Origin of the sequence: Pseudoalteromonas sp. ND6B (genome assembly GCF_000764215.1) — a bacterium.
In the GTDB taxonomy this organism is placed as follows: domain Bacteria; phylum Pseudomonadota; class Gammaproteobacteria; order Enterobacterales; family Alteromonadaceae; genus Pseudoalteromonas; species Pseudoalteromonas tetraodonis.
The window spans coordinates 159,411-182,244 of the sequence record NZ_JQFL01000078.1 but is presented as its reverse complement, the minus strand read 5'-3'; the positions used below and the strand labels follow the sequence as shown (position 1 = coordinate 182,244).

Here is a 22,834-nt window from a genome sequence, read left to right as displayed (position 1 = left end):
TAAATACAATTGTTTTATTGCTTAATAAACGCGTCAATTTTACCGTTAATAAATAAAATAACGCTAAACGTTGCAGCCCATAAAGCACCGTATAAAGGCCAAAATTGCCATAGCGGCAAGCCGAGTTCTAACACGTCGAATCGCGCCCCCGCCCAATAACTTCCTGGTGCAAACGCTAAACATACAATAAACGCTTGCCAAGGTTTGAGGGTTGTTAAAAACGACATTGAGGTGTTAATACACAGCAATAAAGCAGCCCATAAAAACACTAACCAAAGCGGAAATGGCGCTACTTTAAATTCAATCAGACCGAACTTAACCGCGATAAATTCACTTAGTAAGGCTAGTGGTAAGCACTTTAGAAGCAAAAAAGCATCCTGTTTTTTTTGCGCTGACAAATAAAACATTAATGCAATGATAACAGTTGAATAGATAAGTGAGTGCTGTTCAAGCAGTAGGCATAAAAACCACACTACTTGAAACAGCACAAAATTAATAAGCGAGTGCAATCTCATCATTACTACTCGTAAAACGGGGTTTGCGTGCCATTAAATGCACGGTGCTTGTTGCGCGAGTTCTAAATGCGCCCTCGCAATAAGCAAAATAAAATAGCCATAGACGATAAAATCGCTCATCAAATTTATTACTATCGAGGTTTGGCCAACTTGCAATGAAACGATCTCGCCAATCAGCAAGGGTTCTTGCGTAGTGAGCACCAATATCGCTAACTGTGTGGATATTCATATCGGTATGATTTTTTATTTGCTCACTCATTTCGTTGAGCGAAGGCAAACACCCACCAGGGAAAATATATTGCTGAATAAAGTCAGAATTTTTTAAATAATGCTGGTAACGCTGGTCGCTAATTGTAATTGCTTGAATAAGCATAGCACCGTCGTCTTTTAATAGCTGACCGCACTGAGTGAAAAAACTAGGCAAGTACTCATGACCAACCGCTTCTATCATCTCAATTGATACTAGCTTATCGTATTTACCGGTTAGTAAACGGTAATCTTGTTTGAGTAAAGTTATTTTGTTTTCAAGCCCAAGCTCTTTAATTTTATTTGCAACATAATCGTGCTGTTCATCAGAGATGGTAGTGGTTGTTACATGGCAGTCGTAGTGAGTAGCCGCATATATTGCAAATGCTCCCCAACCTGTACCAATTTCAATGACGGTGTCGCCTTGTTGTAACTCGACTTGTTCACAAATACGCTGAAGTTTGTATTGCTGTGCTTGCTCGAGGGTGGCGTCTTTACTTGGGTATACGGCACTTGAATAAAGCATTTCTTTGCTTAAAAAGGACTCGTATAAGTCATTGCCTAAGTCGTAGTGTGCAACAATATTCTTTTTAGAGCCCGAGTGAGAGTTTTTATTTTTAATGTGGTTTATACGATGAGCAATGTTACTAAAAAAAGCGAATTTCTTTTCAAATGCGTCTAGTTGGTCTTGGTTAATTGCAAAAATTTCGATCAACCGAGTTAAGTTATCACACTGCCACTGCCCTAATATGTAAGATTCTCCCGCGCCAATACTTCCCGAGAGCGCAAATGCTTTATACATAGCAGTATCATTAACGGTTACCGTTACTTTAAGCTCTGATGACGTATCGCCAAATACAGACTGCTGATTATTGTCTACAAGCACTATTTGGCCTGTTTCAATAGACGAGAACGCTTTGAATACTAACTTCTTGTATAAGTTAGTAAACCAACTTGTGCGTTCTTGAACGCGTAAGCTCGATACCTTTTCCATACACTTACCTATATTATTGTTATTACTTGTTAAACAACATAAATTAATAAAAAATTATGATCTACCTGAATGACCTAAAAATGGGACTTTTTTTACAAACAGTTTAAATGCCTGATAGTAAATACCTTTGAAAATAGACCATGTCATTGCTGGAAAACGCTTAAGCAATTTACTCATTTGTGCTGTGCAGAGTGTTTGACGCTGTAACCTTAACGATGCGTCAAAAAGTAATTCGTCATCACGCTTATTTTCTATACGTATCAGTATATTGTCTTGCTTTTGTCGAACAGTCCAATGGTAGTTCATATCTAAGTTCATGAAAGGTGATACGGAAAAAACTTTCTTAAAGTTCACTTTTTTTTGTAGTGGAACCAAGTAGTAATGTCGTTCATTCCATGGGGTATTACTCACCTCAGCGACCATGTAGCTAAATTGATTATCGTCATGGCCAAAAAAATAAAAATTAACGGGGCTAAAGTAAATACCCATGCATCGTAACTGCCCTAACATATAAACATGACTGAACTTTTCTTCAACACCTAGCGCAGCTAACTGAGCGTGAGCACGCTCTACAATGGGCTTATTGTCAGTGTTCGCCAATCCTTTCAAATAGTCAGACTGTTTAAATTTTAAAGCCTTAAATCCTGTGGTACCAAGTTGTTTATGTACCCCATTAAGTGCTTCGATGTTATTTAAGTCAACCCACATCATATAAAGCGGGTAATTAAACGCATGATGTTTAACAGCAAAACGGCGATGTTTAACATCGCCTAAATACACTGCATTAGTCAAACTCTACTCCAAGTTGCTTGGCCACATCAACGGCGCTGCGCACACCATCCTCATGAAAACCGTTGAACCAATACGCTCCGCAAAAGTACGTGTTATTTTGCCCATCAACGGTATGCTTTTGCTGTTGAGCGGCAATAGACTCTTGGTTAAATACAGGATGATGATAGGTAAATTCACGTAAAATTTTACTCTGATTAATACCTTCTAAGTGATTTAAAGTGACACAAAATTGGGTATCAGACTGTATCCCTTGAAGTATATTCATTTGATAAGTAACAACAGCGGCTTTGTCGGTATTATTATTTAGTAAGTAATTCCAGCTCGCCCACGCTGCTTTCCTATCTGGTAATAATGAAATATCGGTATGCAATACCACCGAGTTCTCAGTGTATGGAATAGCACCCAACACCTTATTTTCTTGCTCGCAGGCATCACCAAGTAACGCTAACGCTTGATCTGAATGACACGCAAAAATAACCTTATCAAACAGGGCTTGCTGGCCATCAGCAAATGTAATGGTGGCTCCCTGCTCGTCTCTGGTTACCGATTTAATGTCAGTGTTTAACTGTATTTTATCAGCAAAACCAGCTATCAACGGTTTAATGTATTCACGAGAGCCACCCGGAATAACATACCATTGCGGCCTATTGGTAATGTCTAATAAACCATGGTTAAAAAAGAATTTTACAAAAAATTCTACGCCCACGTTTTCCATTTCTTTAATGCTTGTCGACCAAATGGCAGCACCCATAGGTAAAATGTAGTAGTATTTAAAGAAATCATTAAAGCGATGTTGTTGTAATAATTGACCTAGTGATTGCTCTGTGTAGTGACCTTTTGCGTGCAAAGCCTTACATAACTTATTAAAACGCACGATGTCATACAATAAACGCCAAAATTTAGGTCTAACTATATTTCTGCGCTGAGCAAATAAACTACTAAATGTATGCCCATTGTATTCAAAGCCGGTTACTTCGTTATGCACACTAAAACTCATTTGTGTCGGTTTACGTTTTACACCAATGCGTTCAAGCAACTTTTCAAAATAAGGGTACGTTCTATCATTAAATACAATAAACCCCGTATCTACCGCGTAATTAATACCGCTGTGCTCTACATCTACAGTTGCGGTGTGACCACCAATATAATCATTTTTTTCAAATAATGTGACATCGTAATGCTTGTGCAGTAAATGCCCGCAGGTTAAACCTGATACGCCAGTCCCAATTATTGCTATTTTTTTCAACGGGTTAATCCTTTTGCAATTTTAAGCCAAAGCGAAAGTGGCAATATTCGCAATGCTTTAAGTATAAGTGTAAAACGATAGGGGAAATGAACTTCTTTGCGGCGTTTAGCGACGCCTTTTATTATATAGTCAGCCGCTTTTTCGGCTGTAACAGCCATCGGCATAGGGAAATCATTTTTATCAGTTAAAGGTGTTTTTACAAAACCAGGGTGTACTAATGTCACATCAACATCGGTTAAATCTACCGCTAGGCTCTTAGCTAAATAGCTAACGCCTGCCTTTGATGCACCGTAGGCTTCTGAACGCGGTAATGGTAAATAAGTAACACTTGAACTAACCATTACTAATTGCCCGCCCGAGACTATTTTTGGCAAAAGTGCCTCTAAGCAGTAACCCATTGATAATAAATTAACATTAATAACGCGCTCAAATAAGGCGCTATCAAAATTACGTGCATCGTCAACATACTCGCAGTTGCCAGCATTGAGAATTACGCGGTCAAATTGAGTGTACCCTAACGTTGCCGCTTTTATATCTTGTAAATTAGTGGCGTCAAATTGGCAGGTTTCTATGTTATTGTGTTTACCTAGTTCAGCAAGTTTTTGCGTATTACGTCCGCAGGCAATCACTGTATCACCCTGCTCAGCATACTTAATAGCAAGTTGTTCACCAATACCCGACGTTGCACCTGTAATAAGGGTAATCATAGTTAACCAGCCCTTTTATCAATAAAATTAATGATATTACCTAGTAATGGGATATGCTTGTATAACAGCTCACCAGCATTAAAGTAATCTCGATGTTTTACAATTTTGTCGCCTTCAAATACCAACTTGCTGTGCCCTTGCACTGTGATGGTTTTACCGGCATTCAGTTTTGGATGAGAGTAATACATTGTCCAATACACAAATGCGTTATTATCGTTGGTAAATGAATCGGTTATGTCAAATCGACAATCCTTAACATTACTGTATAAACCACAAAAATAACGCCTTAAATCTTCTAGACCATTAATTTCGTGCAGCGGATCTATAAATTGTATATTTTTTGCATAAATTTCGGTTAATAACTCAAGGTTATTTTTATCAAGCTTTTGATATATTTCTACAAATTTATCGACTGATAATTGGTTATCCATATCACACCTTAAATGCATCTAAAGCCCTAGCTCGTGCTGCTTTATGATCAACAATTGCCGGCCAGTAACAGTGTTCACTTTGCCCCGTTGCTGCTAAATAGGTATGAGGAAAATGAATGTGTTTATCTGGGACTTTTTCTAATTCAGGCAGATATTTACGAATAAATTGACCACTTGGATCAAAGCGTTCACTTTGAGTAATAGGGTTAAACACTCTAAAATAAGGCTGTGCATCACAGCCTGTACTTGCCGCCCATTGCCAGCCGCCATTATTCGAGGCTAAATCACCATCAATAAGGTGCTGCATAAAAAACTGCTCGCCCTTACGCCAGTCGATTAAAAGATGTTTAGTTAAGAAACTTGCCACTACCATTCGCAAACGGTTGTGCATCCAACCAGTTTGCAATAGCTGTTGCATGGCAGCATCAACAAGTGGATAGCCAGTGCGGCCTTCACACCAAAGCTTAAACTCAGCCTCATTATCACGCCAAACAACACTATCGTACTTTTCGTTGAAATTAGCACCGCGCGATAATTTAGGAAATTCGGCAATGAGGTGTTTATAAAATTCACGCCAAATCAGCTCGTTCACCCACGTAAAGGTTTTACTTTTTGAGGTAGTCAAAATATCTGGATACTGCTGTTGTATGTTGACCATTAACTGCTTACTACTAACAACCCCTAATGCTAAATATGGGCTTAAACCCGATGTTCCTTTTACACTAGGTATATCGCGTACATCATCATAACTTGCTAATTTATCATGGATAAAATTGTCAACCACATTCGCTAAAGTGTCGTCATCAACCGGCCATTTTTTTGAACTGTCATCACTGCTGAGTAATTCACACGATTCAATGTCAATAGGGTTTGAAGATAATGGCCACGGCACCAAGCTAAAGTGAGTATCTTGATACTGTTTTAGCCACGCCCGCTTAAAGGGCGTAAACACTTTATACATTTCGTTGTTTTGTGTGCGTACACTGCCAACAGGTGCAATGATGTCACCTTCGTATAAAGTAAATGTTATTTGCTGTTGATCGCATTGCGCTTGAATCGCTTTATCTCTATTAAACTCATTAAGCTCATATTCTTTATTGGCTATTATGTGTTTAATCTCATACTGCTGACAAAATTCGAGAAGCTTAGTTTGGCAGTCTGTGAAATAAGGAGCCTCTATCACGTGTAAATTAATGCCATACTCAGCTAATTTTTCACGGATATAACTGACTCTGCGTTTTAGCAAATCAATTTGAATTGGTGCAGTGTTATGCTGTGCCCATTGCTTTTCGCACACAAAAAAAATGGTGTGTTTAGCACCATTATTTAACGCTTCAATAAGCGCTTCGTTAGAAAAAAGGCGCAAATCGCGCCTAAACCAAAATAGTGTATTCATTACAAACCGTAACGTAGCTTAAGTTCATTAGGATAAGGGTTAAAGTAAATTTGCTTACTTAAATACTCATTTGGATGAACCTTTAAATGATGTTTAAGCAATGTTAGTGGTACATAAAGCGGCACCAACCCTTGGCGATACTCATCAATTGCATCTCGCATTTCTTCCTTTTCGATTTTTGATAAATCTTTTTTGAAGTAACCTTGCAAATGCATCAACGTGTTAGAATTATTTTTTCTTGAAGCAGGGCGTTTAAGCGCATTCATTAAACCTAATATGTACTCGTCGGCCAAAGCATTAACATCGTCACCAACAAACGTTCCGAGTAGATTGCCTAAATCACGATACGCTTGATAATTATGAGCCATTAACAAATATTTGTATTGAGCATGGAACTGGGTCAAACGATGCACAGTAACGGACTCTTTCACTAACTGTTGCCAGTTATGCAATGTATAAACACGCATTACAAAGTTCTCGCGCAAATGAACGTCATTTAAACGTCCATTTTCTTCGCAAGGTAGTAAGGGATTATATTTCATGATTTGTTCAGCAAAGAACCCCACGCCTTCAGAGGTATTACCGGTTCCTGCTTCATTGTAGATTTTTACCCGCTCCATGCCACAGCTTGGGCTCTTAGCACAAAAAACGAATCCGCTTAGATGCCCTGCTTGTTCTGTAGCTATTTTTTTACCGTATTCTGTGAGCTGTGGGCCAACATCTCCCGAGCCATCCGGACGACACACTTTAATAGTATCGCCTGTTTTTACTTGACGAATAGTTGGACGAGGTATAGGTAAGCCAACCGCAACCTCAGGACAATACATTTTATATTCAACATGTTTTGCAAGCTCTTCCATACAAAAGTTAGATTTTTTGTGGCCGCTGTCAAATCTTACCTTTTCGCCTGCTAAGCAGGCGCTAATACCTATTTTTATTGTATCTGTTTGCATAGATTCTCTTAATAAATCAAGCTGCCAATTGGATTAAGCAACTTGCTAAGTCCTTTATTGAAATGTAGCGCACTACTAACAACAGTAAAGCACAAACACCCCTCTTTTGTTAAAGGAGTATGTTGATGACGGCCATCTTGCCAAATAAAATCACCTGGTACATAACTGCCTTCTTCATCTGTAAATTCGCCATCAAGAAGTAGCGTAACTTCAAAACCTGTATGTGTATGCTCAGGAATTTCACCGCCTGCGTCTATGTGCAATAAACTCGAGCGCAAATGCCCATCGTCAAGCGCTATACGTGAACGAGCAAGCTTACCTACTTGTGTAAATTTGCTATGAGAAATACGTGTTAATGCTCTTGGTAAGCTGTAATTATAGTCATTCACTTCAATAGTGACAGGTTCAACGGCATAAACTTCATCAATCGAATCGTCTGACGTGATTAACTCAAGCAACCCTGAGTCCGCTATATCGTCGCTTTGCTCATCGTTATTAACATTCATGTTGTCACTAAACACTGCTTTTGCATTACTTGCCTCGAGTTTTTCAACCTCAGCTTGGCATATTGGGCACATATCTACATGAATAGATACGGCTAAGCTTAGTGATGCGGGAAGTGTTGCTGCACAGTATTGTGTCAGTAATGTTTCACTCGGGTGATGTTTAATCATGCTGATCTCCCATTTCATTACGTAATTTCTGCAAGGCTAAACGTAATCGTGATTTTACCGTGCCTACTGGAATGTTTAATTGTTGAGCAAGCTGCTCTTGCGACATATCTTGAAAGTAAACGCCGCGAACAACTTCTCTTTGCGCTTGAGGCAATTTATCTAAATAACGTTTAATTTGTTGGTCTTCAAGGTGGTCGCTGTATTCGTGATGTGTATCTTCAGATTCGTTCAATAACGGCCAAATGTCTTCGCTGATATTTTCTTCTTTGTTACTTTTCATTTTTCGAAGCATATCAAAGGACGCATTACGCATTACGGTATAGACCCACGTAGTGGCTGCGCCTTTGTCGCTGTTGTACAAATGCGCTTTTCGCCACACTGAAGTGAGCGTTTCTTGCACCAACTCCATTGCTTGGGCTTCTACACCAAACTGCTTAATGCCAAAGCGTTTGATCTTTGGTGCAAAATATTCAAACAAGTACGCGAAAGATTTTTTATCGCGAGATTGGGCTACATTGACTAATGCTTCCCTGAGTTCCATACTTGGCGTTTCTGGCATGGCAGTATACTTACCTGTGTTAGGTTCACAACGTAATGTTTGTTGTTGACTTACCATAGTAAAATGTCCCGTTATAGCTTTTGTAAGTACCATTACGAGCTAAGAATGTAAGCGGATCAAAATTATTTTAGGCAAATTCGTTATTAATCACAGTATGGAGGAAACTCAGCAAGTTATCAAAATTAGTTTCAAATGCAAGTTGTTGTTTTTTCTCAATAGAAATAGGGAGAAGCTCAAGCCATCTGGCAACAATCCAAGTAAGTTGATTAAACTGGGTATGTTTATAAAGAGACTGTAGCTGTGGGTTATTAGAGAATACTTCTTCTAGTGCCACTTGAAGTAGTTGATGTTCACCAATGTCATGATTACTGCTATTGTACCAATAAGGTGTATTGCACGCAGAGACCTCGCCATGGCGTAACTCCTGTTCGTCTTGGTACACGTTATCTAGTTGCACACTTTTTGATGCAAAAACATCAATCAACAGCATACCGCTTTCGTCTTGATCAAAATCAATAATATCCATTAAACACCCTTGGGCGCTTATATTAAATGGTGTGTCGTGTTCGAAGGTGCAAAGTACAAAACCGCTGTTTGTTTTTAATGCGTTTTTAACCATCGTCAAATAACGAGGCTCAAATATACGTAATCGCGTATAGCCTTCAGGTAATATAAAAATCGGTAATGGGAAAATCGCACGTTTCATAAAGTCTACTTCTTTCAAACACTCTGCCTTTATTTACGTGCGCTCTATTGAAGTCGATCAGCTTTAGTTACATCGATTGTTTTACCGTGTAAGTGCATTCGCTAATTAAACCTCGTTCCCACATTTTTTATCATGTAAGCGATGTAATATACACTCAGTACACTTGCCACTGGCGCCAACATCAGGGCTAACAATTCGAACTCGCTGTTCATCACTTATTCCCTATTTTTATCGCTTTTGTTGTGTTTTTACTACAAGTTGCTTTTCATCAATGCCACTATTATCAACAACTGGGTTGGTTTGTAGTAAACCATCTAAAATAGCTTGGGCATCAAAAGAAACGGCTTCTTTTACTGACTGTTCAAGTTCATGGGTTGCTTGTGATACATAAGTCGTCACCGTTTTAGTCAACATATCTGTAATATCTAAATCGACCTCTGTTGCATGTACTTGAGATGAACCTAATAAAAGTAAACTAGCCAGTGTCATGTTAATTGAAGTTTTCATAATGTTACTCCTTGTTTGTTTATTGGTTAATACACCTAGATACAATCAAGGGCTGTGCCATAAAGAAAAAAATCAATAAATCTTTGTTTTATAAAGATATAAAATAAAAAGGTTAAGATTTACAAAATATGGGTTAGTTAATTTAACTAACAATTTAAAAAATATAACCAAATAGTAGTGTATTTTTTAACATACCGTAATCCATAAACTGGCAGCACCATGTCAATCAATTCTCAATTGATAATTTCAGCGCACACTTGTACACTAAACACCAAATTATAAGTGGTAAGATCTGTTATGTCTGTTGAAGCGCCCTATTCTAAAAAAGAAGAGCTATTAAATGTTGTTAGCCATGCTTTGGGTATTTTATTTGCTACGTTTGTAATTTGGGATTTATTTAATCAAGCTAACTCTGTAAAAGGTTACGCCAGCACAGCCGTTTATGGCAGCAGCTTATTTATTTTATTTTTGTCCTCTACACTTTATCACGCCAGTGTTCGTCCTAAATTAAGAGCGTTTTATAAAAAATGTGACCACTGTGCTATTTACATGCTTATTGCTGGCACATATACCCCTTTTTTATTACTCTCTTTGTCTGGAGTTTGGTCTTGGGCCACCTTGGTATTTATTTGGACAGTAGCTTTAGCCGGTGTTGCTTATAAACTGCTTGTTAAAAATGGCAATAAAAAAGTGTCACTCGCTACCTATTTATTAATGGGCTGGTTTGCACTGGCAATTATATACCCACTTTACTCAAACTTACCTATCAACGCACTATACTGGCTACTTACTGGCGGTTTATTTTATAGCGTGGGTACATTGTTTTACAGCGCTAAAAACACTCAATATAGCCACGCTATTTGGCATCTTTTTGTCATTGGCGGTTGTGTAAGTCATTATATTGCCATTACTCACTATGTGTATTAACTAAATACACATAGTGCCTTCCTAGCTAATCTCACAATGTAGCCTATTATTTTACTCAAGCTTTAGTAAATCACGGTGGTTATTTTAAAGTATAATTAAATCTCCCTAATGCTTTAGATGACTGTTTGCTATACTGTTTCAGGAACTTAAAACGCCATTGATCTAAATGGACGCAGCTTAAACAACGCTAGGTGTTATTTACATTGTCACCATCTAATACTCGACCACAGATACTGAGCTTGTTTATAAAAGCAAGACTGGTGTTGATCACATTGTTAATCTCAACGCTTGCCTCTGTGTATTCAATCTCCTTACTTGATCAATACATTTATCAGCAAAAGCAAAACTCTATTAGAAAGGTGGCGGGTAGCTACGTTAACCATATTAGAAATAACCTTAACCAAGCACTTTCTGCAGCCTACCCAATTGCGGCATTAATTCGTACTCAAAATGGCGAGACTAAAGGCTTTGAAGAACTCGCTTCTGAAATGTTAAGTCTTTATCCTGGTCTTGACGCCTTACAACTTCATAAAAACGGTATTCTTACACACGTTGTTCCACTTAAGGGCAATGAAAGTGCTATCGGTAATAATGTTTTAGAGAACCCACTGCGAACGCAAGAGGCATTTTTAGCCAAAAAAACAGGTAAATTAACTCTTGCAGGCCCTTTCGAGTTATTTCAAGGTGGTATGGGTGCAGCGGCTAGGTTGCCTGTGTATCTAGATACCCCACAGGGAAACCAGTTTTGGGGATTTGCCACTGCGCTTATTCGTTTTCCGGATATTATTCAAAGCGTTAATTTAGCCCAACTGCCACAGGCAGGCATTGGTTATGAGCTTTCAAAAGTCATGCCCAATACAAATGATGTGCAAATCATTGTTACCTCACACAACCAAAAAACAAAAAATACGGTCGACTTTAACATACAAGTACCAAACGGCGTTTGGGTATTTAAAGCCTACCCTATCAGGGGCTGGCAAGACAGTAGTATGCTGCTATTAGGTATTGCTATTTCTATACTGTTTATCTTTTTAACTACGCTTTCATCTTATCTGATAACCCGATTAAGAGCGAGCCAGCTAAAATTAGAAAAAAAAGTTGAGCAACGTACTCATGCATTACAAAATAATATTAAAGCACTAACTGATACCGAAAGGCGACTTCTTTTAAGCCAAAAAGTGGGGGGAATTGCGACTTGGGAATGGGACATAAAAACCAATATAATCCGCTTTTCTGAACATGGTATTAGATTAATTACCGGCAATGTTAAACAATTAGAAATGACTAAAAATGAATACCTAGCCAGCATTCATCCAGATGATCGTGCCAATATCGTAAGCGATATAAATCAATGTATTGACGATGCGAAAGAATATAATATTGATCACCGTATTATTAATAAGCAGGGTAACGTTCGTTGGTTTAATACTAAAGGGACTCTTGTTAGAGACAGCTCTGGTAGCGCAATAACCATGTTGGGTGTGTCGGTTGATATTACTGAACGTAAATTAATTGAAGAAAAACTGCATTTATCCTCTCGTGTTTTTAGAGACACCCACGAAGGGATTATTATTACAAATGCTGATAAAGTTATTGTTGATGTTAATCCTGCCTTTTGTCATATAACCGGTTATAGCCATGATGAAGTTATAGGTCGCAATCCATCATTTTTAAATTCGGGCAAACAAACTGAGTCATTTTACAAAAACATATGGAAACAGCTCAGCCTATATGGTCATTGGCAAGGTGAAGTATGGAATTGCAAAAAAGACGGTGAACTGTATGCTGAACTACTCAATATTTCAGTTTTAAAAGACGACAACAACGTTACTTTTTACTTAGGAATTTTTACCGATATCACCCAAGCTAAACGCCAACAAGAGCAACTTAGTCGTATTGCACATTATGATTTATTAACTAACTTGCCAAACCGCGTATTGCTTGCCGATAGACTCAGTCAAACCATGTTGCAATGCCGTCGCCTTAACAATTCTCTGGCTGTGGTGTTTCTTGATTTAGATGGATTTAAGCAGGTTAATGACTCTCATGGCCATGATATTGGCGATAAATTATTAATTGCACTTTCTATTCGTTTAAAAGATGCACTTCGTGAAGGTGATAGCTTGGCCCGTATTGGTGGCGATGAATTCGTTGCTGTATTGACTAATTTAGGATCAGTTGCCGATTGCGTGCCCGTACTTGAGAGGCTTCTGGCCGCAGCAGCTAAACCTGTCACTGTTAACGATATTGTTTTGAATGTCTCTGCCAGTATTGGCGTAACAATATACCCAGAAGATAATTTAGATGCTGAACAATTGATGCGCCATGCCGATCAAGCCATGTATATTGCCAAACAAATGGGCAAAAATCGTTATCATTTATTTGATACGAGTCAAGGAGATACAGTTAAATTACAGCAAACCGGTATTTCACTTATCCGTGAAGCCTTAGCCAATAATTGGTTTGTACTTTATTATCAACCAAAAGTAGATATGCGAACGGGCAGTATGATTGGTGTTGAGGCATTAATACGCTTGAAACATCCGGAGCGCGGTCTGCTTAGCCCTATTGAATTTTTACCGGTAATTGAAAACAACGCGCTAATGATAGACGTTGGCGAATGGGTTATTAACGCTGCATTATCTCAAATTAACCACTGGCAAATTTTAACACCTAGTTTAAACATAAAAGTGAGCGTTAATGTTGCCGCAGTTCAATTACAGCAGCCTGAATTTACAGCGCGGCTAACTGAATTACTATTGGCTCATCCACAGGTCGATGCTAGAAACCTAGAGCTAGAAGTACTTGAAACCAGTGCACTTAAAGATGTGGCCCACGTATCTAAAACCATGCAAGATTGTAAAGCTTTGGGCGTTGAGTTTTCACTAGATGACTTTGGTACGGGTTACTCCTCACTCACATACTTAAGGCGTTTACCTGCAAGCTTAATAAAGATAGATCAAAGCTTTGTTAGAGATATGCTTGAAGACTCGAACGATTTAGCAATTGTAAAAGGCGTTATTGCACTGGCTAATTCGTTTAAACGAAGCGTTATAGCTGAAGGCGTAGAAACCCCTGAGCATGCAGCAACACTAATGCTACTTGGCTGTTATCTAGCACAAGGCTATGGTATTGCTAAGCCAATGAAAGCCGAAGATATTCCTATTTGGCTAGACGAATGGACCGCAGATGAAATTTGGGCTTTAACTGACTTACAAAAAATGGATAATTAGTTTATTGCCAGCGGTGTTTTGCCATATTGATTCGTTGATTGTTAAAAGTAACACCCTCAGAAAGTAGCTTTTCTCGTTGCGTTTGATACTGCGCACAGCCCTGTGCAAACGCTATTTTACCTTGGCTGTTAACCACTCTATGCCATGGGATAGTAGAATCTTTAGGCATCTCTTTTAATAATCGGCCAACTAGCCTTGCATTATTAGGATACCCTGCAAGCGCCGCTACTTGGCCATAACTGGCAACACACCCTGAGGGTATACTCGCAATAATAGTATAAATAACCGTTTCTTTATTAACGTCCATTATTGTTTAAGTACTCCTGACTGAGTAATTCAAATTGCTGCCAAATTTTACGGGCAACAGGGCCATGATGCATAGCATGTTGACGAAAAGCACGAATTTGCGCGCTAAACTGATGCTCCCTGTCTGTTACTATTATTTGCTGTAATGAGCCCGCGGTAATTTCTTTTTTACAGTGGCCTAAGCTCATCATTGCCCATCCTGCACCTGACAATAAAAACGACTTTAGGGTAGATATGTCATCTATTTTCATTACCGCAGCCCCTTTAGAATAAGACAACCTGTCGCTGTCTATGCTCAAGCCACTTTCAAACATCGCTAAACACGGGTAAAGTTGTAACTCATCGTAGGTAAGCTGCTTAGGTAAAATCCCTTTTGCGCCAACAATACCTATATCTAGCTTGCCTATCGGTAAGCTTTCTAAATCGCCGGTGGCATGAAATAAATCAAACCATGGGCCAATCCCAAGCTCGGCTTGGCCGGTATTAACTTGCTCTAAAGATACAAACCGTTTACCACTGGTTAAACGAAATTCTGTACTAGAAAAATGCTTAAAAGTATTACTTATGATCTCGTTATAACTTTGCACATGACAAATTTGCTCATAGCAAACTCTATATTGTGCTTCATTCCCCAGCGCCAGCTCGGTTGCAAGCTGTGTAAGCTGCTCATTCGCGTTTAAAAGCTGTTTAGCTTCACGATGAAAAATACGTCCTTTTTCGGTAAGTTGTAATCGGTATTTAGAACGGTCGAGTAGATCAAAACCTAATTTCGCCTCTAAGTTTTTAATCGCCAGTGTCAATGCAGGCTGAGTTTTATGTAGCTTTAATGCAGCGCCACTTAAGCTCGCACTTTGCACAATAGCATCTAAAATTTGTAATTGATTAAGTTTCATAGTCAGCCCAGCACATTATAAGTAAAACTTATTGAGTTTCTAAAATTTAATGAATTTTATTTTATATGTTTGCAGCGTATGCTGCACTGACTTATTTAGCCTTTTTTTATCATGGAGATATCATGCCACTGTTTCGCTTATGTTTACTATCTGCGACATTACTAAGTTTAATAGGCTGCTCGGAGCCCGAGAAAATAGTTAAAGAAGAGCCTATTCGCCCTGTTAAATTATTTAATATTGGTCATGATTCGCAAACAAACATACGCAGTTTCCCTGCAGAAGTCGTTGCAAACCAAGGCTCGTACCTAGCTTTTAGGGTCAATGGTGAGTTGGTTGAATTTCCGGTATTAGCCGGTGAGCAGGTAAAAAAAGGGCAGCTATTGGCTAAATTAGACCCTGAAGATTTTCAATTACAATATAATGAGCGCAAAGCGCGTTATGAACTGGCTAAGTCGCAGCTAAAACGTATAAAACAACTATTCGATAAAAACATCACCAGTCAATCCGAGCTTGATCAAGCCGTTGCCAATGAGCAAGTCGCTGAGTCAGCTTTTAAAATTGCAGAAACGAATTTAGAGTACAGCGAGCTTCGCGCTCCTTTTGCTGGCATAGTAGCCAAAGTATTTGTGAAAAACTTTGAGAGTATTCAAGCAAAACAAAATGTTCTGCGCCTAGAAACCCGCGATTTTATGGATGTAGAAATACAGGTTCCTGAAAAAATCGTGGCGCGCATTCAAAAAGATACCCAATACCAACCTATGGTTGAATTTGATGGCTATCACGACAAGCAATACAAACTCACGCTAAAAGAATGGGACACCCAAGCTGATCCTGCAACACTCACCTATAAAGTGGTGTTTTCATTACCGGTGCCAAAAGATTTTAACTTACTTGCGGGTATGTCGGGACAAGTGATGATAGATTTAAGCAAAGTCACACGCTCACAAACCCCCTACACTATTTTACCTATTGAGTCGGTCTTTTCAGATCCTAATAAAAGCCTAAGCGATAATGCCTATGTGTGGGTTTTTAATCAGGAATCTGGCACTGTGCATAAACAAGCAGTACAAGTGGGTCAATTGCATCACGACACTATTGAAGTTCTTAGCGGCGTAAAAGAAGGCCAACAAATTGTCTCTGCCGGTGTTCACTCTTTACAAGAGGGCATGTCTGTTCGCCCTTGGAATAAAGAGCGAGGCTTATAATTATGGGCTTTGCGCAACTATCTATTGAGAAAAAAGTCATTAGCTGGATGTTTACGCTGTTGCTGTTAATTGGCGGCAGTGTATCTTATTTTGATTTAGGCCAGCTAGAAGACCCTGAGTTCACTTTAAAAAAAGCCATGGTGATCACTTTATACCCGGGCGCCTCTCCACAGCAAGTAGAAGAAGAAGTCACATTTCCGATTGAAAATGCCATTCAACAGCTCCCCTATGTGGATTATGTCACCTCTATTTCATCCAATGGTAAATCACAAATTACCGTAGAAATGAAAAGCACCTATCGTAAACAAGAGCTTAGACAAATATGGGATGAAATGCGTCGTAAAATTAACGACCTTAGCCCGTCGCTGCCAAGTGGTGTTTACCCTAGTAATGTGATTGATGATTTTGCCGATGTTTACGGCGTTATGTTTGCCGTCACGGGCGATGGCTACTCGTATGATGAATTAAAAGACTATGTTGATTATTTAAAACGAGAACTTGTTTTAGTCAAAGGAGTGAGTAAAGTTACAATTGCGGGACAACAGCAGCCACAAGTAATGGTTGAGGTATCGACGCAAAAGCTTGCCCAACTCGGTATTGCGCCTAGTCATATTTATGATTTACTGCAATCACAAAACACCGTATCTAACGCTGGACGTATTCGTGTGGGTGATGAGTCTATTCGCTTGCACCCTACTGGTGAATTTAAAGATGTAAAAGAACTTGAAACCTTATTAATTTCAAAATCAGGTGCCAGCGAACTCATTTATCTAGGCGATGTTGCAAAGGTTTACCGTGAATATGCTGAAGTACCGACCAATGTGATTCATTACAATCAACAACAGGCTCTGCTTATTGGTGTGTCGTTTATGTCTGGGGTTAATGTTGTTGATGTGGGTAAACACATAGATGAGCACTTAGCATCTCTTGAGTATCAACGCCCGCATGGTATTGATATTAGCTCAGTGTATAACCAACCTAAAGAAGTAGAGCAGTCGGTAGATGGCTTTATTGTTAGTTTAATAGAGGCCATTGCAATAGTCATTGTAGTGCTACTGATTTTTATGGGCTTTAAAAGTGGGGTTTTAATCGGCGGTATTTTATTACTGACCGTATTAGGCACCTTTATATTTATGAAGCTGTTTGCGATTGATTTACAACGTATATCATTAGGTGCGCTAATTATTGCACTGGGTATGTTGGTTGATAATGCCATTGTTGTTACCGAAGGTATCCTCATTAACCTTAAGCGCGGGCAAACAAAGCTTAAAGCAGCAGTTAATATTGTCGATCAAACTAAGTGGCCACTACTTGGCGCAACGGTCATTGCTATAACCGCTTTCGCACCTATTGGTTTAAGCTCAGATGCCAGTGGTGAATTTGCTGGCAGCTTATTTTGGGTGCTGTTTATTTCATTGCTATTAAGCTGGATCACCGCAATTACGCTCACGCCGTTTTTTGCCCACTTAATGTTTAAAGAAACCGAATTTAAACACGAACATAATCAAGAGCATGAAGACCCTTACCAAGGCATCATATTCAATGGTTATAAAGCGATATTAAATTTAGCTATGCGCTTTAGAAAAACAACCTTAGTCCTTATGGTTGCTCTTTTATGCAGCGCTGTAGTGGGATTTGGTGCTGTGAAGCAATCATTTTTTCCAGCCTCGAATACCCCGATGTTTTATGTCGATTACTGGCAAGATCAAGGCGCTGATATTCGCGCAACCCTTGAGGGCATTAAGCAGCTAGAAGCTTATTTACAAAAGAATGAACTGGTCACAGAAATCACCAGTACGGTTGGCCAAGGTGCGCCGCGCTTTATGCTAACTTACGCGCCAGAAAAGTCTTATCCTGCTTATGGGCAGTTAATTATTCGTGTCACCAACCGTGATGCGGTCGCTAAAGTAATGCAAAAAGTGCGTGATTACGCACAGCAACATCCGCTGTCAGCAAAGCTAAAAGTAAAACCAATGGAAATTGGCCCGTCAACCGATGCTAAAATAGAGGCGCGGTTTTCAGGCCCCGATCCGGTGATATTAAGACAGCTATCATCTCAAGCAAAAGAAATTATCGCCAAAGACGACGGTGCTTTTAACATTCGCGATGATTGGCGTGCACGCACTAAAATGATTCGCCCCCAATTTAACGAACAAAAAGCACGCCGCTTGGGGATCACCAAGTTTGACCTTGACCAAGTTCTGTTAACGAGCCTGTCGGGTAAGCAAGTGGGTGTTTATCGTGATGGTACGCAATTGTTACCTATTATTGCCCGCTCACCAGCCAGCGAGCGCTTAAATGTAGACAGTGTTCACGATTTACAAATTTATAGCCCAGTATTACGCGTGTTTGTGCCGGTAACTCAAGTAGTTGATGAATTTATTGTTGAGTGGGAAGACAGCTTAATTATGCGTCGTGATCGTAAACGTACCATAACGGTAATGGCAGATCATGATGTATTGGGTGATGAAACACCTGCAAAATTATTTGCTCGGGTTCGCACTGAAGTTGAAGCAATTGATTTACCCCGTGGCTATGAAATGCAATGGGGCGGCGAGTTCGAATCATCAAGCAAAGCGAAAAAGGCCATTTTTGGCTCGTTACCACTGGGCTATTTAGCGATGTTTGCGGTAACAGTATTACTGTTTAACTCAGTGAAAAAGCCTTTGGTTATTTGGGCAACTGTACCGCTGGCTATTATTGGTGTAAGTGCAGGCTTATTAGTGATGAATGCGCCGTTTAGCTTTATGGCGCTGCTGGGCTTATTAAGCTTAAGCGGCATGTTAATCAAAAATGGCATTGTACTGGTTGATCAAATAAACTTAGAGCTCAGTGAAGGTAAATCGCCATATCAAGCAGTGTTTGACTCAGGCGTAAGCCGTGTGCGCCCTGTAGCCATGGCCGCTATCACGACAATACTTGGCATGATCCCATTACTATTCGACGTATTTTTTCAGTCGATGGCGGTCACCATTATGTTTGGCTTAGGGTTTGCCACCATACTAACCCTGATTGTGGTGCCGGTTTTATACACTGTAGTATTTAGGATTGATTACCCTAAACAGTAGGCTAACAAAAAAACGCAGCTAAGTCTGCGTTTTTATTTGCTTTTTTACACAAGCTTAATTACTTTTTTAAGCTTAACGTGCCACTGCTGCGGGTTTTGTTTCCTGTGGCAGTATTTGCTTTGTGAGTATTTGATTTACCTACATAAGTAGTAGAACGTTTTTGATAAGGGGTATTTCGACTACTTTTTTTAGCCTGCTTTTGTTGCTCGTCATTATTTTCACGACGTGGTTTTCCGCCCTGAAAATCACGCTTATGAGCAGGTTTAGCGTGACTATTTTTAGCTTGTTCAGTGTAATTGCGCTGTTCAGCATCATCATAAAGTGAGTGTTCTTGCGTTTTACCTGAATCAGCAATCGAGTCGTTAATGACCGCCATTTCAGCGTCACTTAAATGTCGCCACTGCCCTACTTTTAAGCCTTTGAGGGTTACGTTCATAATACGCACACGTTTTAGTGTAACCACTTCGTAACCTAAGTATTCACACATACGGCGAATTTGACGGTTTAAACCTTGGGTTAAAATAATGCTAAATTGCTGCGCACCAGTCTGAGTAACTTTACACTTTTTAGTCACGGTATCTAAAATAGGAATACCGTTCGCCATTTTATTTACAAACTGACGATTAAGTGGTTTGTCTACAGTAACCACATATTCTTTTTCGTGGTTATTGCCAGCTCGCAAAATTTTATTAACGATATCGCCTTCATTGGTTAAAAAAATCAGCCCTTCTGAGGGTCTGTCTAAACGACCAATCGGAAATATACGTTCAGGGTAATTAACGGCTTTAACTATATTACTTTGAATTTTACGCTCTGTGGTACAGGTAATGCCCACAGGCTTATTATAAGCAATATACACACGTTTAGGTGGTGCTTTTAATGGTTTACCATCAACCAAAACTACATCTGATTGGGCAACTTTAACACCCATTTCGGGTAATTCGCCATTAACCGTAACACGACCTTGCTCAATATATTTATCGGCTTCACGGCGTGAGCAAAACCCTGTTTCACTAATAAATTTATTTAAACGCTTTAAGTCTGTCATATGGCAAATCTTCTTAAATATAAAGGCGCATAGTTTAAACTACTCAAGCTATTTTTTCGCGCTTAATTTGCGCTAATTTACGCCATAGGTATTCAAGAGGCCCTTGCTTAAAATAACGACAGTAGAGTGCAGTAAACATAAGCTGTACAACCACTAAGCAAATAGCAACAAGCCAATAATCAATGCGGTTAAAACTAAGCGCCCACTGAGGGAAAAGCACTTTAAACAATAATAACTGCATAATGGTTTGGCTTATGTATAAAGTAAACGCTAACCGCCCTACGTGTTGAATGAGCCCCCCTATTTGCGCGCTGTTATTGCATAGTTTAACGATTAAATGAATATAAAGCAGCGCCACACATAAAGCAGCCAGTTCATTAACAGGCTCTTGTAACGCATAACCAATACCTTGTTCATATGACTCTAACACTAATCGTAAGCTAGTCAGCAACACACTTAACACAGCAAGTTTAATTAGCCCCGACCTGCTAAATCCATCACTAAACACATTACATTTGTAGGCAACAATACCAATTAGCATAAAGCCAGCACTTGCCCACAGTAATAAAATAGGCACTGTTAGCAACATATAAATGCTCATTGTTATATTTTGGCTAAAATGCGCACCAATACTTTGGTAATAACTATTATATATCTGGTAAAACTCGGGAGAATCCCTATAGAGTGGTTCTTCATTAAGCCCTAACATAAACATTGCTGTGGCAAGTAAAGCGATAAAAGTAAAAAAGGCCGCTTTGCTTTTAAGCTCTTCGTCCGTGTAATCTAAATAGCGTAATACCAGTAATGCTGACACCCCATATAAAAACAAAATGTCACCCGCCCACAGTAACAACCCATGTATTAAGCCAAACACAATAAGCCAATATAGGCGTTTTTTTAATGGCTCAATACATTGCTGACGCTGAAACTGAATATAAAGACCAGCACCAAATAATAACGTAAATAATGTGCGAAACCGCCCTTCAACAAATATAAGGCTTAAGGTGTGTAAAAAATTATCGCTAGCTGGAGGTGTGGTAAGTGGAGTGTAATTGAGTTCAAAAATTGCAAAGGAATAGCAGTTAATAAATACCAGTCCAAGTACTGCTATGCCCCTTATAAAGTCCATATTATAATTGCGCAAACCCTATCCTTTTAAATATTATCTTTGTAGCTATCGGCCCATTTTACAGCTTGTTTGTATAATTTTGGTAAAAAAGCACTGTCTAAATTAATGAGTGATACCGCTTTCTCAAGCGCCCACCAACTTCCGGTTTCATATGCTTTTACCGTTTCAAGAATATAATATAAATCATTTTTCTCGCCGGTTAGTGCTGCTTTAATTTCATCTGGGAATGGCAGTTTATCAACCAACAAGCCCATTGGCTTATCTAAAATAGCATCAAGCAAAGAAAACAGCCCAGTTAAAAATGCCTCACCTTGAACTTGTTTGGCGACTTTGCTGGCTATTAATTCACAAAAGCGAGCGCGAATAACACACATTTGCATAAGCTCTATCGGCTTAGTGCGCGCGGTGTGTGCTGTAACAATTAGGCTAACAAACTTTTTTAAACGTGCTTGGCCGAGGTAAACTAACGCTTGTTTTAACGACGAAATTTGGCTTTGTAGCGGAAACACACCGCTATTTAATAAACGCAGTAACTTGTAGGCCAATGCCGCATCAAGCTCAAATAAACCGGTGATCACTTTAACATCAGGATCTGGCTTCATTACTTCTGAGTAAATAGCGATCACTAGGCCGTAATTATAGTGAATATCTTTTTGTTCTATCATCACTGGGCGCGCAAAATAATAACCTTGAAAATAATCAAAGCCCATTTTACGGGCCAATTTATATTCTTCATCGGTTTCTATTTTTTCGGCTAGTAGTTTAATATTTTTGTACTTTTTAAGCTTATTAACCACCAGCGGAATTTCAGCAAGTGGAGTAAGGCGAATATCAAATTTAATTAAGTTGACCAGCTTTAAAAAGCGCTCCCACTGCGGCGTATAAACAAAATCATCCAGGGCTAATTTGTAGTTACTGTGAAATAGTTTGCGACATAGCTCGTAGGTATCGTCGGTGGGCTCTATGGTTTCAAGTAATTCAATGACAACATCTTTACAAGGTAAAAAATCACACAAATCAAGTTTTAACGACTCAGGGCCAATATTGATCAATGCTTTTTTACCCGAGGTAATGTGACGAGTACCTAGATTAAGCTGGTTTTCCATGATAAGCCTCGCCGTTGCTTGACCATCAGATACACCAGGAAAGCAATTTTCAGGACTATCGCGAAATAGCAGTTCATAAGCAACTACATTTTGATTTCGATTTAGTATTGCTTGCCTTGCCACAAATACAGACACATTACCTACTTTATATTATTTCCACCAGACTAAGTAATTAAAGCGTAAATAAGAACGG

21 protein-coding genes are annotated in these 22,834 nt (G+C 39.2%); 4 read left to right on the top strand and 17 right to left on the bottom strand.

The window, feature by feature from the left end; translation table 11 throughout:
* Positions 1-14: 14 nt before the first annotated feature.
* The 12 genes from ND6B_RS02085 to ND6B_RS02140 form a co-directional block, all read right to left on the bottom strand.
* Positions 15-515, bottom strand: coding sequence for a DUF2878 domain-containing protein (locus ND6B_RS02085; RefSeq protein ID WP_033104222.1), 501 nt, complete (start codon positions 513-515; stop codon positions 15-17).
* Positions 493-1,755, bottom strand: coding sequence for an SAM-dependent methyltransferase (locus tag ND6B_RS02090; RefSeq protein WP_033104221.1), 1,263 nt, complete (start codon positions 1,753-1,755; stop codon positions 493-495). Before ND6B_RS02090 ends, ND6B_RS02085 begins: the two co-directional genes overlap by 23 nt.
* Positions 1,756-1,809: 54 nt before the next feature.
* The gene (locus ND6B_RS02095) at positions 1,810-2,547 is read right to left on the bottom strand and encodes a DUF1365 domain-containing protein (RefSeq protein WP_033104220.1); all 738 of its coding nucleotides are present in this window, start codon (positions 2,545-2,547) and stop codon (positions 1,810-1,812) included.
* The gene (locus tag ND6B_RS02100; protein WP_033104219.1) at positions 2,540-3,793 is read right to left on the bottom strand and encodes an NAD(P)/FAD-dependent oxidoreductase; all 1,254 of its coding nucleotides are present in this window, start codon (positions 3,791-3,793) and stop codon (positions 2,540-2,542) included. Before ND6B_RS02100 ends, ND6B_RS02095 begins: the two co-directional genes overlap by 8 nt.
* Positions 3,790-4,500: an SDR family NAD(P)-dependent oxidoreductase gene (locus tag ND6B_RS02105; RefSeq protein ID WP_033104218.1), complete on the bottom strand. Its 711-nt coding sequence runs from the start codon at positions 4,498-4,500 to the stop codon at positions 3,790-3,792. Before ND6B_RS02105 ends, ND6B_RS02100 begins: the two co-directional genes overlap by 4 nt.
* A 2-nt stretch (positions 4,501-4,502) precedes the next feature.
* Positions 4,503-4,931 (bottom strand): nuclear transport factor 2 family protein, encoded by a 429-nt coding sequence (locus ND6B_RS02110; protein WP_013463257.1) that lies wholly within the window; start codon positions 4,929-4,931, stop codon positions 4,503-4,505.
* A 1-nt stretch (position 4,932) separates the two neighbouring features.
* Positions 4,933-6,327, bottom strand: coding sequence for a deoxyribodipyrimidine photo-lyase (gene phrB, locus ND6B_RS02115; RefSeq protein WP_028834795.1), 1,395 nt, complete (start codon positions 6,325-6,327; stop codon positions 4,933-4,935).
* Positions 6,327-7,280, bottom strand: coding sequence for a YbgA family protein (locus ND6B_RS02120; protein ID WP_033104217.1), 954 nt, complete (start codon positions 7,278-7,280; stop codon positions 6,327-6,329). Before ND6B_RS02120 ends, phrB begins: the two co-directional genes overlap by 1 nt.
* Before the next feature lie 8 nt (positions 7,281-7,288).
* Positions 7,289-7,954: a ChrR family anti-sigma-E factor gene (locus ND6B_RS02125; protein ID WP_013463254.1), complete on the bottom strand. Its 666-nt coding sequence runs from the start codon at positions 7,952-7,954 to the stop codon at positions 7,289-7,291.
* On the bottom strand, positions 7,947-8,570 hold the full coding sequence (locus tag ND6B_RS02130) for a sigma-70 family RNA polymerase sigma factor (protein WP_033104245.1): 624 nt from the start codon (positions 8,568-8,570) through the stop codon (positions 7,947-7,949). The genes ND6B_RS02125 and ND6B_RS02130 overlap by 8 nt, the downstream gene beginning before the upstream one ends.
* Positions 8,571-8,640: 70 nt before the next feature.
* Complete coding sequence (locus tag ND6B_RS02135; protein WP_033104244.1) at positions 8,641-9,219, bottom strand: LON peptidase substrate-binding domain-containing protein; 579 nt, start codon at positions 9,217-9,219, stop codon at positions 8,641-8,643.
* Positions 9,220-9,447: 228 nt separating this feature from the next.
* A complete protein-coding gene (locus tag ND6B_RS02140) occupies positions 9,448-9,726 on the bottom strand; it encodes a hypothetical protein (protein WP_033104216.1) in 279 nt (92 codons plus the stop codon).
* A gap of 297 nt (positions 9,727-10,023) precedes the next feature.
* Here ND6B_RS02140 and trhA point away from each other — a divergent pair, with 297 nt between their 5' ends.
* Positions 10,024-10,653 (top strand): PAQR family membrane homeostasis protein TrhA, encoded by a 630-nt coding sequence (gene trhA, locus ND6B_RS02145; protein ID WP_033104215.1) that lies wholly within the window; start codon positions 10,024-10,026, stop codon positions 10,651-10,653.
* 203 nt (positions 10,654-10,856) lie between these two features.
* Positions 10,857-13,886, top strand: coding sequence for a bifunctional diguanylate cyclase/phosphodiesterase (locus ND6B_RS0119480; protein ID WP_235420577.1), 3,030 nt, complete (start codon positions 10,857-10,859; stop codon positions 13,884-13,886).
* A 1-nt stretch (position 13,887) separates the two neighbouring features.
* On the opposite strand, the gene ND6B_RS02150 is transcribed toward ND6B_RS0119480, so the two are convergent.
* Both ND6B_RS02150 and ND6B_RS02155 read right to left on the bottom strand, forming a co-directional pair.
* Positions 13,888-14,193: an MGMT family protein gene (locus tag ND6B_RS02150; protein WP_033104214.1), complete on the bottom strand. Its 306-nt coding sequence runs from the start codon at positions 14,191-14,193 to the stop codon at positions 13,888-13,890.
* Positions 14,183-15,085 carry a LysR family transcriptional regulator gene (locus ND6B_RS02155; RefSeq protein ID WP_013463247.1) on the bottom strand — a complete coding sequence of 301 codons (903 nt, stop codon included), beginning with the start codon at positions 15,083-15,085 and terminating at the stop codon, positions 14,183-14,185. Before ND6B_RS02155 ends, ND6B_RS02150 begins: the two co-directional genes overlap by 11 nt.
* A gap of 122 nt (positions 15,086-15,207) precedes the next feature.
* Here ND6B_RS02155 and ND6B_RS02160 point away from each other — a divergent pair, with 122 nt between their 5' ends.
* Together ND6B_RS02160 and ND6B_RS02165 are read left to right on the top strand one after the other, a co-directional pair.
* Positions 15,208-16,290 (top strand): efflux RND transporter periplasmic adaptor subunit, encoded by a 1,083-nt coding sequence (locus tag ND6B_RS02160; RefSeq protein WP_033104242.1) that lies wholly within the window; start codon positions 15,208-15,210, stop codon positions 16,288-16,290.
* 2 nt (positions 16,291-16,292) lie between these two features.
* Positions 16,293-19,358 (top strand): efflux RND transporter permease subunit, encoded by a 3,066-nt coding sequence (locus ND6B_RS02165; protein WP_033104213.1) that lies wholly within the window; start codon positions 16,293-16,295, stop codon positions 19,356-19,358.
* Between the two features lie 58 nt (positions 19,359-19,416).
* On the opposite strand, the gene rluF is transcribed toward ND6B_RS02165, so the two are convergent.
* From rluF to ND6B_RS02180, 3 genes are read right to left on the bottom strand one after another with little or no spacing between them, the layout of a single operon-like run.
* Positions 19,417-20,406, bottom strand: coding sequence for a 23S rRNA pseudouridine(2604) synthase RluF (rluF, locus tag ND6B_RS02170; protein WP_033104212.1), 990 nt, complete (start codon positions 20,404-20,406; stop codon positions 19,417-19,419).
* 43 nt (positions 20,407-20,449) lie between these two features.
* Entirely contained in the window at positions 20,450-21,535 is a 1,086-nt protein-coding gene (locus ND6B_RS02175; RefSeq protein WP_033104211.1) for a DUF418 domain-containing protein, read from the bottom strand.
* Between the two features lie 26 nt (positions 21,536-21,561).
* Positions 21,562-22,776 (bottom strand): EAL and HDOD domain-containing protein, encoded by a 1,215-nt coding sequence (locus tag ND6B_RS02180; RefSeq protein ID WP_033104210.1) that lies wholly within the window; start codon positions 22,774-22,776, stop codon positions 21,562-21,564.
* Positions 22,777-22,834 lie beyond the last annotated feature (58 nt).